General features: G+C 39.3%; 13 protein-coding genes. 6 read left to right on the top strand and 7 right to left on the bottom strand.

From position 1 onward, the window contains the following. Window positions 1-43: 43 nt before the first annotated feature. From BGM26_RS11625 to rnhC, 7 genes are all read right to left on the bottom strand, one after another. Entirely contained in the window at window positions 44-952 is a 909-nt protein-coding gene (locus BGM26_RS11625) for a 4Fe-4S binding protein (protein WP_217039976.1), read from the bottom strand. A gap of 62 nt (window positions 953-1,014) precedes the next feature. Next, window positions 1,015-1,863, bottom strand: a complete 849-nt coding sequence (locus tag BGM26_RS11620) for a dimethyl sulfoxide reductase anchor subunit family protein (RefSeq protein ID WP_217039975.1) — start codon at window positions 1,861-1,863, stop codon at window positions 1,015-1,017. Window positions 1,864-1,884: 21 nt separating this feature from the next. Continuing rightward, window positions 1,885-2,427 carry a DMSO/selenate family reductase complex B subunit gene (locus tag BGM26_RS11615; protein WP_217039974.1) on the bottom strand — a complete coding sequence of 181 codons (543 nt, stop codon included), beginning with the start codon at window positions 2,425-2,427 and terminating at the stop codon, window positions 1,885-1,887. Window positions 2,428-2,447: 20 nt separating this feature from the next. Continuing rightward, a complete protein-coding gene (locus BGM26_RS11610) occupies window positions 2,448-5,027 on the bottom strand; it encodes a molybdopterin-dependent oxidoreductase (protein ID WP_217039973.1) in 2,580 nt (859 codons plus the stop codon). A gap of 14 nt (window positions 5,028-5,041) precedes the next feature. Beyond that, on the bottom strand, window positions 5,042-5,752 hold the full coding sequence (locus tag BGM26_RS11605; protein WP_217039972.1) for a TorD/DmsD family molecular chaperone: 711 nt from the start codon (window positions 5,750-5,752) through the stop codon (window positions 5,042-5,044). 41 nt (window positions 5,753-5,793) lie between these two features. Further along, entirely contained in the window at window positions 5,794-7,116 is a 1,323-nt protein-coding gene (locus tag BGM26_RS11600; RefSeq protein ID WP_217039971.1) for a radical SAM protein, read from the bottom strand. Window positions 7,117-7,663: 547 nt separating this feature from the next. Continuing rightward, window positions 7,664-8,605, bottom strand: coding sequence for a ribonuclease HIII (gene rnhC / locus BGM26_RS11595; RefSeq protein WP_217039970.1), 942 nt, complete (start codon window positions 8,603-8,605; stop codon window positions 7,664-7,666). A gap of 169 nt (window positions 8,606-8,774) precedes the next feature. Here rnhC and zapA point away from each other — a divergent pair, with 169 nt between their 5' ends. The 6 genes from zapA to BGM26_RS11565 all read left to right on the top strand — a co-directional run bounded on the left by zapA (window position 8,775) and on the right by BGM26_RS11565 (window position 16,753). Next, window positions 8,775-9,035, top strand: coding sequence for a cell division protein ZapA (gene zapA, locus BGM26_RS11590; RefSeq protein ID WP_217039969.1), 261 nt, complete (start codon window positions 8,775-8,777; stop codon window positions 9,033-9,035). Between the two features lie 7 nt (window positions 9,036-9,042). Continuing rightward, window positions 9,043-9,582 (top strand): CvpA family protein, encoded by a 540-nt coding sequence (locus tag BGM26_RS11585; RefSeq protein WP_217039968.1) that lies wholly within the window; start codon window positions 9,043-9,045, stop codon window positions 9,580-9,582. A gap of 392 nt (window positions 9,583-9,974) precedes the next feature. Continuing rightward, a complete protein-coding gene (gene polX, locus BGM26_RS11580) occupies window positions 9,975-11,693 on the top strand; it encodes a DNA polymerase/3'-5' exonuclease PolX (protein ID WP_217039967.1) in 1,719 nt (572 codons plus the stop codon). A 140-nt stretch (window positions 11,694-11,833) separates the two neighbouring features. After that, entirely contained in the window at window positions 11,834-14,191 is a 2,358-nt protein-coding gene (locus tag BGM26_RS11575; protein ID WP_217039966.1) for an endonuclease MutS2, read from the top strand. Window positions 14,192-14,209: 18 nt separating this feature from the next. Beyond that, entirely contained in the window at window positions 14,210-14,617 is a 408-nt protein-coding gene (locus BGM26_RS11570) for a DUF350 domain-containing protein (RefSeq protein ID WP_217039965.1), read from the top strand. A gap of 432 nt (window positions 14,618-15,049) precedes the next feature. Beyond that, window positions 15,050-16,753 carry a long-chain-fatty-acid--CoA ligase gene (locus BGM26_RS11565; protein WP_217039964.1) on the top strand — a complete coding sequence of 568 codons (1,704 nt, stop codon included), beginning with the start codon at window positions 15,050-15,052 and terminating at the stop codon, window positions 16,751-16,753. Window positions 16,754-16,986 lie beyond the last annotated feature (233 nt).

The raw sequence follows: 16,986 nt of genomic DNA, 5'->3' as shown, positions 1-16,986 counted from the left end.
TTTTTACCAAGGCCCTTCTCTTTGCATGAAAAGCTTAATTCCATTATAAAAAGACACCAAACTCTTCTTTTTTTCTGCATATGATACATTTTTCATCATGTTCGGATAGTGTTTGAAAGCTTTTTTTACATGTCTTGCACTCATTTTCATAAAGCGAATGGACTATACCTTTAGCTAATGAAATTTGCTCTTTAACAATAATGGCTTTTTCGGGACATATATCCTGGCATAGGAGACACCCGGAACATGCTTGAGCAGAAATGGTAAAATGGGTGTCGGTTATTTGCAAACATTTTTTCGGACAAAGCATCTGACAAGCTTTGCACAAAGTGCATTTACTCGTATTTATCATTATTTCTGCGAATTGGTAGTTTGGAAAGGATTGCGCAATATCCAGATCCTCGTGGTTAAAGCGCCACTTTGCAGGTGCCATTTGCTTCATCGTCGATTGAGCTTCTTTTTTCCAAATAGAAAATAATGCTCTTCGTGTATATGTTTCTTCTTGTAACTCCACTTGGTTATAGCGAACTGAAAAGGGAGCTTCACCCAGTTTTTCTAGCATTTCGTTTGCTTCTGCAAGTTTGAGCTGCCAGTCTACATTCAGCTCGCCTTGTTCACATACAAGTTCCGTTACTCCTTTTTTATAATATCCGAGTAATTCCCTTAAAGCAGGTGGGCGATCATTATCCACGATAAACTGATTGTGGATAATCGTTCTTTTTGGGAAAAAACCTTCAACTGCCTGAACAGGACACGTAACAATGCAGTCCCCGCACTCTGTACACTGCTCTTTGCTAATAATAGGTTTGCCATTTTTAAGTGAAATTGCACCAGCAGAACAACTCTCGATACATTTGCTGCATGTAGAGTGAGGGCTTTGATGGCGGGTACAAGACTGCAAAACTTGAAATTCATAATCGAGACTTTCAATCCACCTATTTAGTAATCCCATCAAAGCCACTCCTCTACTGCTTATTTTTTACGCGAATCAATTAAAGCTCTTGAAATTTAAAGCTATGAACCTAGTACATAAAATACATATCTGCTCATGCCTTCTGCGAACCCGATTGCGATTAATGCGGCAAATGTCACAGTGACATGAATTTTTTTTGCTGGTGCAAGTGCCGTATAGCCCAGCAGCATTAGCCCAATGATTTCAATGATCCATCTTAAAGCAATGGTTCCTTCATACCCCTCAAGGACAGAAGTAGCAGCAGTTGTAGCAATGATATGGATACTTGTCATTGCTGCCGGGAATAAAGCCACCCCAACAAGCTGAATGGCGATACCAAAAAGCGCTGTGAAAAATGAAAGCTTTATAAGATTTTTTGCTGCATCATCCATATTATTTGAACGGAGGGCAGGAGTTGTGATGCTGGCTACGAGTACTGCACCTAAAAGGAATGCTGTTCCATAGAAAGATGTAAATGTGTTAATGGAATTCCATCCGCTTACTAATGAATTCGCGTAAATCTTTGCCATACAGTAAATATCAACAAACCCGATGATTGCGGTTCCGAGCAAGAGTAAGGGATTGAGTTTCTTTTGAACGATCGCTAAACCCGCTGTTAAACAAGTTGCTCCTATGAACATTCCAGTCACCAGAATTTCCCTGCTCATCCATGAAGACCCGATGTTTCTAATTGTATTAAACGCATTGCTGGGTGTTCCTAAGTGTGAAAAAGAAGCTGCTAAACCTATTAATGATAAAGCTGCAATGATGAGTAGTGGCGTTTTCAAAACCACAAATGCCTTTTCCTCACCATTTTTGCTGATCGTGCGATGAAATAGCCACAGCATGAACATTCCGCCAATCGCTGTTTGTACACAAAGTGTAAAAATTAATAATGCCCATTCATGCATTTCATATCCCTCCTTTTAACTTTAGATATTTATTCCGCCAATCACTAAGTTCGGATTTGTGATCGAAGAGTTTGGTAAGCCCTTTACATTAGCATTTGTTCCATACTTTTTGCGTAATTCAGCAATTGGTCCAAACTCGATGGCACGCAGTGGACAAGAAGTTACACAAGCAGGTTCTTCGCCATTTTCTCTTAATGATAGGCATGTATCACATTTTGTCATTTTACCAAGTGCTTCATCATACTGTGGAGCGCCATATGGGCAGTTCCACTCACAATATCTGCAGCCAACACATTTATCATGATCGACGACAACGACACCATCTTCAGTTCGTTTATGCATGGCGCCTGTTGGACAGCCTTTCATGCAGCCAGGCTGATCACAGTGATTACAAGATATCGAGAGATGAAAAATAGACACCTTTGGAAAACTGCCTTCTTCAAAATCATAAACACGCCTAAAATTTCTGCCGACTTCCAAATTATTAACATCTTTACAAGCGACAGTACAAGTTTTACATCCAATACATTTCGCAACATCGATATAAAATCCTAATTGTTCCATAAGGTTATCCCTCCTCTACGTTAGCGATATTTAATAATCCTTTGCGGTTGTTTGTAATCTGCTTCAAGGCGCTCACCGTTCCATTTTTCTACATTTACAACTTGCGTATTATATCCTTCCGTACCAAGGCCAGTTGCAAGTGATCCTGTAATTATATTTTCTGCTCCTGCTTGATCAATCTCATCGTTTTCGTCCATCGATACCCAAGGTCCATGAGGAAGTGAAACGACTCCCGGCATAAGGGTTTCTGTAATGAAGGCTGGGCGCAATGTTTTTCCATATGCGCTCGTAATGAGCACAGTATCATCCTGACTTATATTTAGGTTTTCTGCATCGCTTTTATTTAAATAAACTGCATTTGGCCATGCTTCTCTCAAGTACGGGACATTATCTAATGTACTATGTGAGCGTCTTAAGTAATGGGGATTCATTAATTGGAAAGGATAGTTTCCTTTCTTCCTACTCTTCCAATCTTTATATGTCTCTTCATAACCATGGACTTTAGGAACATATTTAGGAATCGGTGCAATTTCAGTCCAAGCACCTTTAGAGGCTTCATGCAAGGATGCTGAATAGATTTCAAACTTCCCGCTTTTTGTTGTTAATGGGTTTGCCTCTGGGTCTCTTACAAAATCTTCATAAGCGATGTATCCAAGTTGATCACCTTTGGAACGTTTTACTTGATAGATTCCGTTATTAATAAACTCATTTAATGTAATTCTTCCTTTTTGAGGAGTTCCGTTAACGTCCCAATCACTAATATCTCTATTCGTAATCGTTAAAAGAGGCTCATAATCAACGCCATTTTCATTCATGACTGTTGTTCCAGCTAACTGATTAAAAAACTGCTGCTTTTCGCTAATCGGGTATATTTCACTCGGATCTTTGCCTAATCTTTTGATTAATTCTTTTGCTATCCACTGATCACTTTTTGCTTCGTATAAAGGGTCAATAATTTTCGTATGAACAATTAACATTTCACGGTTCCCAGAAAGGAGACCACCTTCTCTTTCCCACTCAGTTGTGATTGGGAGAACAATATCTGAATATAAAGCATGAGTGGTTAACACATAGGCATTAGAAACAACAAATTCCATGTTTCTATGGACTTCAATCCCTTTTGTTAATCCGAGCGTTGAATTCATAGATTGACTTTCATGATAAATCATTTTAATGTTTAGAGGTTTTTCTCCTTCATTTGGACTTACGTATTTGCCTTCGCTAATAGCCTTATAGGCTTCTGACGTATTAATCGAGTCTGTGATCGGATTTTTTACCGCTGGCAATCCAGCTCCACCGCCAACAACTAATGCAGGGCCGCCATTAGCCGCAAAAGAGTGAACAGATAATCCTGTCATTTTTCCTTTTTTGCCAATGTGCCCAGTCATATAACCTAAAGTCATGAAAGCTTGGACTACGCCCTCAGCATTGTTAATCCGGGCAGATGCCCACCCAGTCAACAATGCTACTCTTTCAGTTCCCCCAATTTGTCTAGCTAACTGGCGAATTCTTGAAGGATTTACACCGCAAATCTCAGAAGCCCATTGCGGATTTTTGGGCTGGCCGTCATATGTTCCCAATACATAATCTTTTAAGTTATCCTTTGGATCTGCTCCATCAGGCATATGATCTGCATCAAAGCCGACTGTACAACGGTGTAAAACATCCCAATCAATTAAAGGATTATTAATCGGATCATCTTCTTCAATTAAGACGTTCATAATAGCCAACATTAAAGCGTCATCGGTTCCGGGGCGAATAGGGATCCAATCTGCGTCAAAAACATGAGCGGAATCCGTATATTTCGGATCAATCACAATAAACTTTGCGCCAGCTTTCTTTGCTTCTAAATAATTATTCATTGGCATTCCTGGAGAGCTCCATGCCGGATTCGCTCCCCATAGGACAATAAGTTGTGAATTTTGCAAGTCAAATCGGTCATTGATCGGTGGTACAGAGTATCCTTCTGAAGAACCGATATGTGGGCTCGTTAGCAGCCAGCCTCCATATGAGGATGTACGCCAATCAGATACACACCCTCCAATTGTTGAGAGCATATTTACATGATGCCCACCATAGTTGCCGGCACCCCATATGGCTTGATTTCCATATTTTTTTGCAATTCGTTTTGTTTCATCAGCGACATAATCTAATGCTTCATCCCAAGAAATTCGAACCCATTCATCTTTCCCGCGGAGTTCTTTTTTTCCGCCGCCAGGCTCCCAGTTTTTTCGTTTCATCGGATATTTCAGACGATCAGCACCAAAAATTTGTTGGCTCTGTGAGCGTCCACGCAAACAGCCTCTTTGTTGTGGGAATTCTGCACTGTCTGCATGCGTATCATCTGTCTTTTGACGAACGACCACTCCATCTTTGACGAGTACTTTATTCAAGCAACGCCCGCCACAGTTATGCCAACAAGCGGCTGTTTTCCATATACCTTCTCCACCAGCTGCCTCAGTGCCAAAACTTGGTTCAGCTTTTGCAATGAGACCGCGGCCAACAGGAATCGCTGCCGTTGCAGCAACAGCAGTAGTCCAGCCGATAAATGACCTTCTTGACATCTTGAAATCCTTGATTTTTCCAATTAAATCAATCATGATACCGCTCTCCCTTAAATAATTTCTGTGGATAAAAGACCTTTAAGAATGTTTGAATCAATTAGTAAAAATTGGTGGAGAATTTTTGCTAATCCTCTGTAAAAATCGGTATCAGCTTCATTAATAACACCCTGACTAAATGTTGGAACAAATGAAAGTAGATGAGTATCCACAAAATTCTTTTGCTCTATGAGTAACTGCCGGAGTTCAGGTAATCCCCACTCTTCCATTGGATCAGCAGCTTTGAAACATAGCTCATTTAAGTGGTAAATGAAATCGAGCTCAAACCCAATATGATCATCTGGCTCAACATTAAAACCTCGTACTTCAATTCCGTATTTTTCATAGCGTTTTCGTATATTCATCGTCGTTTCCTGAAATAGCAAGCCATGCTTGCCAACATAAGAAGACTCCCATGGAGGGGTTGGCACCTCGAATGGGCCAATAAACATCCTTGTATAATCCCAATGTAACTTTTGATAATGGCGCTCAATATTGACAACATCATGGCTGGAAAGGAAAGCCTTGATATCTTTGATACCTTCTTGAATCCCTTCTGAATCTTCCTTAAACGGGAAGAAATCGATCATATTTATTTGGACGAATTCCTTTAAAAATGCTTTGGAAGGCTCTTCTAGAAAAAATCTTCGCAATATGTCATACGCATATTGCCTAGCATAAAAAATATTTACTGCTTCTTGCATAGGAATAGCGGTACCGTTCATTTCCATCACCTTTTTTATCAAATTTTTATTGCAGATTCACTTTATATATCTATTTCTTCGAATAAACTTGGCGTGGTCCATTCGATGTTCACTTCACGGATTTCCGTTTCATTTTCTTTATGTTCTAGGACATTAGAAGAAATAATTAGATCTAGATTGTTCTTTCCTAATAATTGAATGGCGTGGATTGGAAATTGGATAAAGTTATAAGTCTCATTGATCTCAAATGGAATTTGATGTTGTTCAAGAATGGATTGCACCTTCTTTTGGTCCTTGCCGAATGCTTTTGCTGTTTTCCAAAAGTAATCCTTTTCGGAGAAAGTGTACATTTCGCTAAGTTTTTGATCATAGTTCTGCTGATAGATTTGGCCTGTAAATTTGTTTTCCAATGAACAATAATGAACACCAAGCTTTAATTTCTTTTCCATAGCGAATTCAACTAATTCCAAGCAAATTTGCTCACTTTGAGCAACGGCAAGCCCACCTGCATACCAGTAGTTATAAAATACTTCGTAAGGTGGATTCTTAAGTTCAAAACCTCGGGTCTGAAAAGCTTTTGCATTTCCAAGCGGGAAGCAAAATTCCAACAGATTAATCCCAAATATCTCAAGCTCGTCTAACTCAAGTAAAAGTTCATTCATTTCTTCAGTTGTTCCTGGAATCACTGGCATTTCAACTAATACTTTCGGAATATACTCTTTTGCTAAAGCTATTTTGCTCAAAACATGTTTTCTCTTTTGCTGAGAGTCGTCCATTTTTATACTAATGCGGATCTCATCCAAGCCATATTCCTTTAAACTTTGCAGGGTTTCCACATCAAGAAGATCGCCTGCTGTGTATAATCTTGTATACGTTTCAGGGGTTAATTCATTGGCCAATCGTATGAAGTTGATTGTTTCAGCTTTATGCAGCAATGGTTCTCCCCCTGTTAGGGCAAGATGTTTTAGGTGGACACCGCTTGCAAGCAATTCTGTGAGCTCTTTATTTACGTTTTTATGATTTGACACATAAAACGAATAATTATCTTGGTTTTCGTTAAAGCAAAAATAACAATCACGGTGACATTTTAAGGAGACAAATGTTGTATAACTTCCTGTCCCTGTCTGGCAAGCTTCGCATGCACTTGAAATTCTTCCGTTTGAAACGATGCTTTTATTATTATTTCTAAATAATGCCCCTGAAGCTCTAAGCTCGTCCTGTTTCCTTTTCCTTCTTTCTGCTAATTCGGCTTTTTCCAATGGTAATCCGAAAGATTCTATCGCATTTAATGTTTCATTTTTAATAGAAAAATAGATATGTGAATAATCAATTAAGGCCTTATTTTTTATACGGGGTATGATGCTATCCGTAAAATTCATGATCATTCTAATCACCCCTTAGGTAAGTGTTGTTATCTCAATTGAATATTGTGAAATATATCACAATACTATTATCATTAGTATAGCATCTGTTTATCAGCAGTTTTGTTCCCATTGGTCTTATTCACATAATGTTGATAACTAAGTTACGAAAATATGATAATTGATAACTATACTCAATTAAAATTCAAGATATGGGGTATTCATAAAAAAAGGAATTGATTTCAGAGTGATTTATATCGCAGGGGAAATTTGGTATCAGGCAAGGGAAATGCGTTTTTGAATGATTCTAAAGAGTGGGAATTTAGATATTAGATTATGTATTAAATATGCAGTGAAGAGAAGGCAGGGGTAGCGTTAAGAGGATAAAAGAAAATGGGATGCTATTCGAGGCATCCCATTTTCTTCATTAAAGAGTTAACAGCTTTTCCGATACTAGGCTAACAAACCTTTCAATCGTTTCCTATCACGCGAGAATAAGGGATAGATACTTTTTGGAGTGAAAGTGTAAACGAAAACGCAATTGCATCTACACCTGTAATGCAATAAGCGCTCAGTGCCGGTATTTTTTCTCATAAATCTGCAGCGCTTTTTCCGTATTGGCAAAATGCAGCTTCACAAATACAGGCAAAGCGTCTTTGCCTTTTTCATGAATGAGACGAGCCGCAGCTTGGTCAACTTTTGCCCCGGCTCCTTTTGTGAGTGTAAACCCGGCTTCTTTACTCAAGTTTTCAAAATGGCGGACAAATGCGTATCGTGCCAGGATCGAGGCAGCGGCGACGGCAAGATGAACGCCTTCTGCTTTTGTACTAAAAAAAACATTTTGTCTTTGAACGTTTGTCTGGTTTTTCAAATACTGATAATAAACCTCTTTTTTGGCAAATTGGTCAATTAATATCGCTTCAGGCTGCTCGGGTGAAATTTTATTAAGAACATGGCTGATTGCCTGGTTATGCAGCAATGCTTTTATTTTTCCCTGTGACATCCCTGATTTTTGCAGCTTGTTATATTTTTCATTATGTAATGTTAAAAGACTATGAGGGACAATACTCTTTATTTCTTTGGCAATACTAATGATCTTCTCATCATTCAGGTTTTTTGAATCTTTGACACCAAGCTCTTTTAGTAACGGAATTTGCTCCTTCTTCACATAAGCGGCAACAACGGTAATCGGGCCGAAATAATCACCAGTACCTACTTCGTCGGAACCTACAACTGAAAGAGATCCAATGTTCTCAGGCAGATCGGTCGTCACAGAAGCTTTCTTTTTAGCAGGCTGGGCAGTTTGCTTTGTATTTCCCCATTTCCCTGCTTCGGATTCACTACTGCTCCCTTGAAATAAAACTTTCCCTGATTTATAGGCAGTAATCGAGCACGAGGGGGTTTTCGCTGCGAATACGCTCCCAGGCGGAAGTTTATCGGAAAGATAGGACCGATAATATACCTTCATTTCATAAATCTCATTCAATTCCTTTATAAGTACAACATGACTCATGATTATTTGCTCCTTTTACGGGTTCAGTGATCAAATCTGATCTCTGTGTTTTAATTGTTTTTAATGATGCGATTACGTGTTCTGACTTTTTTGCCATGCTTCCACTTCCCACGATTTTCTGTTCGTGTTATGATATTGTTTAGGATTCTAAAGAATGGGGGCATGAATGTTGTCAGATACACAAAAAAACCGCACAAGTGTTGATATTTACGGACAACAATACATCATTATTGGTGCCGAAAGCCCAAGCCATATTCGTCTAGTTGCCTCAATGGTTGATGATAAAATGCGTGAAATTAGCTCCAAGAATTCTACTTTGGATAGTAGCAAATTAGCTGTGTTAACAGCAGTCAATGCCGTTAATGACTATATTAAGGTAAAGGATCGTCTAGAGCGGCTGGAAAATGAATTAAAAAGAGTAAAGGACTGAATAAGTCATGGTAGATCTCGCAATATTAATTATATTGATTTTAGGTTTTTTTGTAGGATTAAAAAGAGGTTTTATTCTCCAGTTAATCCATTTAACAGGCTTCATTATTGCATTTATTATTGCAAATATGTATTACGAAAAGCTTGCACCAAAGCTTACCTTATGGGTGCCATATCCGAGTTTCGGCGGTTCAGCGACTCAATTGCTTTTTGATAATGCTAACCTTGAAGATGCCTACTATCGCGCCATCGCCTTTGTCGTGATTTTTTTTGCTGTGAAAATCATCCTTCAGATTATTGGAAGTATGCTTGATTTTGTTACGAACTTGCCCGTCCTTAAACAACTGAATGTATGGGCTGGTGGAATATTAGGATTTATTGAAGTTTATCTTATCATGTTTCTTTTAATATACATAGCTGCATTAGTACCAATGGACGCGATTCAGATGCACTTAAACGATTCATTTTTGGCAAAAGCAATTGTAAAAAACACACCAATTCTCTCACAGCAACTCAAAGAAATGTGGATTGCATATTTTGCAGCATAACTTCTCTACAGTGGAGAAGTTTTCTTTTTAATTGGCTGTTTTCGTAAAGTTTGTTGTTATTATAATGTAATTATTATTTAATAATCTAAGTTGATTGGAGCGGAGGGCACTTGACTCCTCGAAAATGCTATCGCTTTTCCTTCGTGCGTGGGCAGATTCAAGGATGTAAATTCAGTATCCAGCGGGAGATAGAGGGAACGGGAGACCCCACAGGCGGTAACGCCGAGGAGGCTCCCGTCCCTCCCCGCGGAAAGCAAGTGCCCGCAGCGGAAATCAACGGGCAAAATTTCAAGGCTAAAACAACAATATATGCGAAATGAGTCTTTACTTAAAGATTAAAAGAAAGTAAAACATTTAAATAGAAATTAAACTGGCTACTGGCGGTGTATCTTATGAGTGTAAATAAAAAAGATGTCATTCGGCTCCTTGAAATGATAGCTATCTATATGGAGTTGAAGGGTGAAAATCCTTTTAAAACGGCTGCATTCCGAAAAGCAGCAGCAGCCCTGGAAGCAAATGATCTTAGTTTGACAGAAATAGAAGATTTTACGAAATTGCCTGGAATCGGGAAAGGGACATCTGCGGTTATAGAGGAATTTATCACGGAAGGGAACTCGTCCGTATTAAAAGAGCTTAAAGAAGAAGTCCCAAAAGGGCTAATCCCTCTTCTTCAGCTTCCTGGTTTAGGGGGTAAAAAAATTGCTAAGCTCTATAAAGAGCTGGCAATTGAGAATGCTGACGATTTGGAAGATGCTTGTCGTAATGGCAAAGTACAAGCTCTTGCTGGATTCGGCAAAAAATCGGAAGAGAAAATCCTGGCGGCTCTTGAGAATGCTGGAGCAAGGCCGGAACGGCTTCCGCTAGCATATATGCTTCCTATTGCAGAAGAAATTGAATTACATTTAAGCAAAATGAATGAAATTGAGAAATACTCAAGAGCTGGAAGTTTAAGGCGCATGAGAGAAACAATTAAGGACTTGGATTTTATTATCGCAACTGATAATCCTTCAGCCATAAAAGAAAAACTATTAAGTCTATCTAATATAAAGGAAATTATCTCAGCCGGTGATACGAAGGTTTCCGTTATTTTCGAACATAGCTATGATGTTTCCGTAGATTTCCGTCTAATAAAACCGCACGAATTTGCGACAACACTCCATCATTTTACGGGATCGAAAGAGCATAATGTGAGAATGCGTCAACTGGCTAAAGAACGCGGAGAAAAAATCAGCGAATACGGAGTAGAAAATAACGAAACGGGCGAAATGACTGCTTTTTCAACGGAAGAAGAATTCTATGCCCATTTTGGACTGCCATTTATTCCTCCTGAAATTAGAGAGGACGGCAAAGAAGTGGATGAGTATTCTGCTGATCTGGATCTTATTTCTCTTACTGATATTAAAGGAGATCTTCATATGCACTCCACTTGGAGTGATGGAGCTTTTTCAATTGAAGAAATGGTTGAAGCTTGCAGGAAGTTGGGCTACAAATATATGGCGATTACCGATCACTCCCAATATTTAAAAGTGGCGAATGGCTTAACACCTGAAAGGCTTAGACAGCAAAATGAAGAAATTAAGCGCTTAAATGAACTTTATGATGATATCACGATTTTGTCGGGTGTTGAAATGGATATCTTGCCTGACGGTACACTAGATTATGATGATGAACTACTTGCTGAAATGGATATCGTCATCGCATCGATCCATTCTTCTTTTTCACAATCGAAAGAAAAGATTATGGAGCGTTTAAAGTCAGCAATGAAAAATGCGCATGTTGATATTATCGCTCACCCAACTGGAAGATTAATTGGCCGGAGGGAGGGCTATGATGTGGATATGGAAATGCTGATTGAATTGGCAAAAGAAACGAATACTGTATTAGAGCTGAACGCAAATCCAAACCGCCTCGACCTTGCGCCCCAATACTTAAGACAAGCTCAGGACGCGGGTGTGAAAATTGTCATAAACACCGATGCCCATAAAATCGATACTCTAGCCCATATGGAAATTGGCGTATCTACGGCAAAAAAGGGCTGGATTAAGAAAGATTCTGTCCTTAATGCGCTAAATATAGATGAGTTGTTTGAATTCTTACGAGACAGAAAATAAATTTTTGAAGTTAGAAAGGTGTCTAAATCCAGCGCTTGAGCACTAAGGAAAGCTCCATAGAATATCAATGCAGGAACAATCGGCTTTCTGATTGTTCCGAAGGCGCTGCCGCTTTTCTAATTAAAGGAGGAAAATTCCTCATGCAGGAACGTGTTTTAAAGGTACTTGAATTTCATAAAGTAAGAGAGCAATTGCTTGAGCATGTATCTTCTTCTTTAGGAAAAAGAAAAGCAGAAGACTTAATGCCATCTGCCGACTTTGAGGAAGTAGTGCTTTGGCAGGAGGAAACGGATGAAGCGGCTAAAGTTCTGCGTATAAAAGGGAATGTTCCATTGGGGGGAATCTACGATATCCGTCCTCATGTGAAACGATCGGTTATTGGCGGGATGCTCAGCCCTCAAGAACTTACGCAAATTTCCAGTACAATCCATGCAAGCAGACAAATAAAAAGATTTATTGAAGATTTTGCAGCCGATAATAGCCATCTGCCTATTTTATTAAACTATACAGAACAAATTATTGTTTTAGCAGAGTTAGAAACGTCAATTAGAAATGCGATTGATGAAAATGGGGAAGTGCTTGATAGCGCAAGTGAGACACTCCGATCGCTTCGTAATCAATTACGGACGAAGGAATCACGTGTTAGGGAACGGCTTGAAAGCATGATCCGATCATCAAACGCTCAAAAAATGCTTTCAGATGCCATCATCACGATACGAAACGATCGTTTTGTTATTCCGGTCAAACAGGAATACAAAGGGCATTATGGCGGAATTATTCATGATCAAAGCTCCTCAGGCCAAACGTTATTTATTGAACCACAATCAATTGTGCAATTAAATAATGAGCTTCAAGAAATACGAGTGAAAGAGCAGCAGGAAGTTGAACGGATTTTAATTGAGCTTTCTGGAAGAGTCGCGGAGCATAGTGAAGAGCTAGAAATAATTGTAGCCGTACTAGGCCAGATTGACTTTATGTTTGCGAAAGCGCGTTACAGTAAGCGTATAAAGGCGTCAAAGCCGAACGTAAATAATGAAGGCAGAATTTCATTATTTAAAGCGCGACATCCTCTCATTCCAGCAGATGTAGTAGTAGCAAATGATGTCACATTAGGCAGCGATTACTCGACCATCGTCATAACAGGACCTAATACAGGCGGGAAAACAGTCACATTAAAAACCGTTGGCTTATGTACGTTGATGGCCCAGGCTGGGTTGCAAATTCCAGCCTTAGACGGATCAGAAACCGCGGTCTTCGGGGCTGTTTATGCAGATATCGGGGATGAACAATCAATTGAACAAAGCCTCAGTACGTTTTCATCCCATATGGTGAATATAGTCGATATCCTTAATAATGTTGACTATGACAGTCTTGTGCTATTTGACGAATTGGGTTCAGGAACAGACCCGCAGGAAGGATCTGCACTTGCTATCTCCATTCTTGATGAAGTTTATAAACGCGGAGCAAGAGTCATTGCGACAACCCATTACCCTGAATTAAAAGCATATGGGTATAATCGTGAAGGTGTCATTAACGCCAGTGTAGAATTCGATATTGAAACATTGAGCCCGACATATAAGCTGCTTATCGGCGTTCCAGGGCGAAGTAATGCGTTTGAAATTTCCAAACGTCTCGGTTTAAATGACGATGTAATTATGTCTGCCCGCTCTTATATAAGTGCTGACAGCAATAAAGTGGAAGAGATGATCGCTTCATTAGAAGAGAGCAAAAGACTGGCAGAAGCGGAACGTGAAGAAACGAATGATCTTTTAAAAAATGCTGAAAAATTGCATAAAGATTTACAAAAGCAAATGATCGAATTTTACGATCAAAAAGATGTCCTTCATGAAAAAGCAGCTGATAAGGCTGCTGAGATCATTAATGAAGCTAAGGCTGAAGCGGAAACAATCATTCGTGATTTAAGAAAGATGCGAATAGAAAAGCATGCGGAAGTTAAAGAGCATGAATTGATTGAAGCGAAAAGACGCCTGGAAGAGGCGGTTCCAAAAATAAATAAATCGAAGAAGCCTGCTAAACCAGGTGCAGCAAAACGCATATTCAAACCAGGTGATGAAGTGAAAGTAATAAGCTTCGGACAAAAAGGACATTTGATCGAAAAGACTTCAGATCATGAGTGGCAAGTGCAAATGGGGATTATGAAAATGAAAGTTGCGGAAAAGGATCTGGAATTTATTAAAAGTCCGAAACAAGTGGAAACAAGGCCGTTAGCCACTGTAAAAGGAAGGGACTTCCATGTTAATCTTGAACTTGATCTGCGCGGAGAACGGTTTGAAAATGCCTTGCTTCGCGTTGAAAAATATATTGATGATGCGCTGCTTGCCAACTATCCTCGTGTGTCCGTGATTCATGGGAAAGGAACTGGGGTATTAAGGCAAGGAGTACAGGAGTACTTAAGGAACCATCGTGCGGTTAAAAAAATCCGTTTTGGCGAAGCAGGTGAAGGCGGTTCAGGTGTGACAATTGTTGAGTTCAAATAACGGGCGGGGAGAATAGAAATGAACCAATTTTGGGAAAACGAATTTGTGCGAACAGCAGGGTATTACAGTGTCGTCGTGCTGTGTATGATTGTTTTTCTGGCTGTTTTTGAACTGGTCACGAAATATCGGAACTGGGAGGAAATTAAAAAAGGGAATGTAGCCGTTGCAATGGCAACAGGGGGGAAGATTTTTGGGATTGCCAATATCTTTCGGCATTCTATTTTGCATAATGATTCTTTGCTGACAATGGTTGTTTGGGGTGTCTTTGGCTTCGCTTTATTGCTGTTCGGTTATTTTATCTTTGAATTTATGACGCCCAAATTCAAAATCGATGAGGAAATTGCAAATAATAACAAAGCAGTAGGATTGATATCCATGACCATTTCTATCGGCTTGTCATACATTATCGGGGCAGGGCTATCTTAAGGAGCGACTGATACAGTGGAGAAATTAGCGAAAGTCTTAATGATTCTTTGCGGGGGATTCATACTCGTTGGTGCCATATATTTAATATTTATCGCTTAATGTTTTATTAAAATAAGTTTAAAAGGAAAATCGCTGTATCATTACGGCGGTTTTTTTTTTGTGAATAATAAATTGCCGGTCGACCTATGCAGAGTTTGTCCTTTATGACGTAGGAATAACCAGAGCAGTGAAAGTGGGCCGACCTCCATTTACATACTAGGTTTAGAGCAGACGCTCATGTATGAATTATCTATTAAGGAAGGACAAATCTAAAATAAATTTTACTTTGAGTGATTTGTCTTATTCTAATTGTCATGTAAAGTTCATTATATTATAATAAGAACGAACAGTGGGAATGTTCTAATAATTTTTAGGTATAAAGGAGGGAAAGAATTGTTAAACAATAAGCCGTGGCTTCAAAAGTATCCGGATGAAATCCCCTCGACTTTGACATATATGAATCAGCCGGTACAAGCGTATTTAAAAAAGGCAGCTGAGGAATCCCCAGATAAAATGGCCATTCACTTTATGGGAAAGGAATTCACTTATCAGTATATTTACGATGGATCAATGAAACTTGCATGCTATCTACAGGAGCTGGGAATTGAAAAAGGGGACCGGGTGGCCATCATGCTTCCGAATATTCCACAGGCAGTTATTAGTTATTACGGCATCCTGATGGCTGGAGGAATCGTCGTTCAGACGAATCCGCTGTATATGGAGCGGGAGCTTGAATATCAAATGAAGGATTCAGGAGCGAAAGCGATCATCACAATGGATATTTTATTTCCAAGAGTAACAAAAGTGAAGCCTCAGACTAATTTACAGCATGTAATTGTAACCGCTATCAAGGACTTTCTCCCATTTCCCAAAAATCTGGTTTACCCATTTATTCAAAAAAAGCAGTATGGAATTGTTGTTAATGTGAAACATGAAGGCAATCATCATCTGTTGACAGAAATATTAAAAAAGCCGATTCGAACAATAAAGGAATATCCTTTTGATTTTGAAGAAGATTTGGCCTTATTACAATATACTGGTGGCACGACAGGCTTCCCGAAAGGGGTCATGCTAACACATAGGAATCTTGTTGCAAATGCCGCAATGTGTAAGGCTTGGCTTTATAAATGTAAACGTGGACAAGAAGTTGTGTTGGGGGTTCTCCCACTTTTTCATGTCTACGGCATGACAACCGTGTTAATTTTATCAGTAATGGATGCTTATAAAATGATATTGATGCCGAAATTCGATGCCGAAACGACACTTAAAACAATTCAAAAACAACGGCCGACTTTATTCCCAGGTGCTCCAACGATTTATATTGGATTACTGAATCACCCGGATTTGAAAAAGTATGACTTATCTTCAATTGATTCCTGTATTAGCGGCTCTGCTGCTCTCCCTGTAGAAATCCAGGAAAAATTCGAGAAAATTACAGGCGGAAAGCTTGTTGAAGGATACGGCTTAACAGAATCATCCCCTGTTACGCACGCTAATTTCCTGTGGGACCATCCGCGTGTAAAAGGAAGTATTGGGGTTCCATGGCCAGATACAGATGCTGCGATTCTATCCATGGAAACGGGTGAACGACTGCCACCTGGGGAAGTGGGTGAAATTGCTGTCAACGGGCCACAAGTCATGAAAGGATATTGGAACCGGCCAGAGGATACTGCTGAGACTTTAAAAGATGGCTGGCTGCTGACTGGTGATCTTGGCTATATGGATGAGGATGGTTATTTCTATGTAGTTGATAGAAAGAAAGACATGATCATTGCAGGCGGATTTAATATTTATCCACGTGAAATTGAAGAAGTATTATATGAACATCCTGATATACAGGAAGTAGTGGCTGCTGGGATTCCTGACCCATATCGAGGCGAGACTGTCAAAGCCTACGTTGTTCTAAAAGAGGGAGCTAAGGTAAATGAAGCTGAATTAAATGAGTTTGCAAGGAAGCATCTTGCGGCTTACAAGGTTCCGAGGGTATATGAAATTCGAGATGAACTTCCGAAGACAGCAGTCGGAAAAATTTTGAGAAGAGTCCTTGTAGACGAGGAAAAAAGGAAAATAAAAGATGAAGAGGAAAAACGGGCTTAATGCAGAGACCGATATCACTCGGCTCTTTATTTTTAACTGTTTTAGCTTGTCCCCAAAGTTTTTAAACGGCATAAAGAATGATATACAAAATAGTGTCTCCTTGACAGAAAGGAATGGGGCTTTTATTATAAAAATATGAATGATCATTCATTCATTTGAAAAATAAGGCTGTTCTCGTAAACCTTGTTGCTTTTTTAGTGTGTTTTGTATAACAATCTGAGTTGATTGGAGCA

Origin of the sequence: Bacillus sp. FJAT-29790 (assembly GCF_019039215.1) — a bacterium.
Taxonomy (GTDB): Bacteria; Bacillota; Bacilli; order Bacillales; family Cytobacillaceae; genus Cytobacillus.
This window is presented reverse-complemented; position numbering and strand designations above follow the sequence as displayed.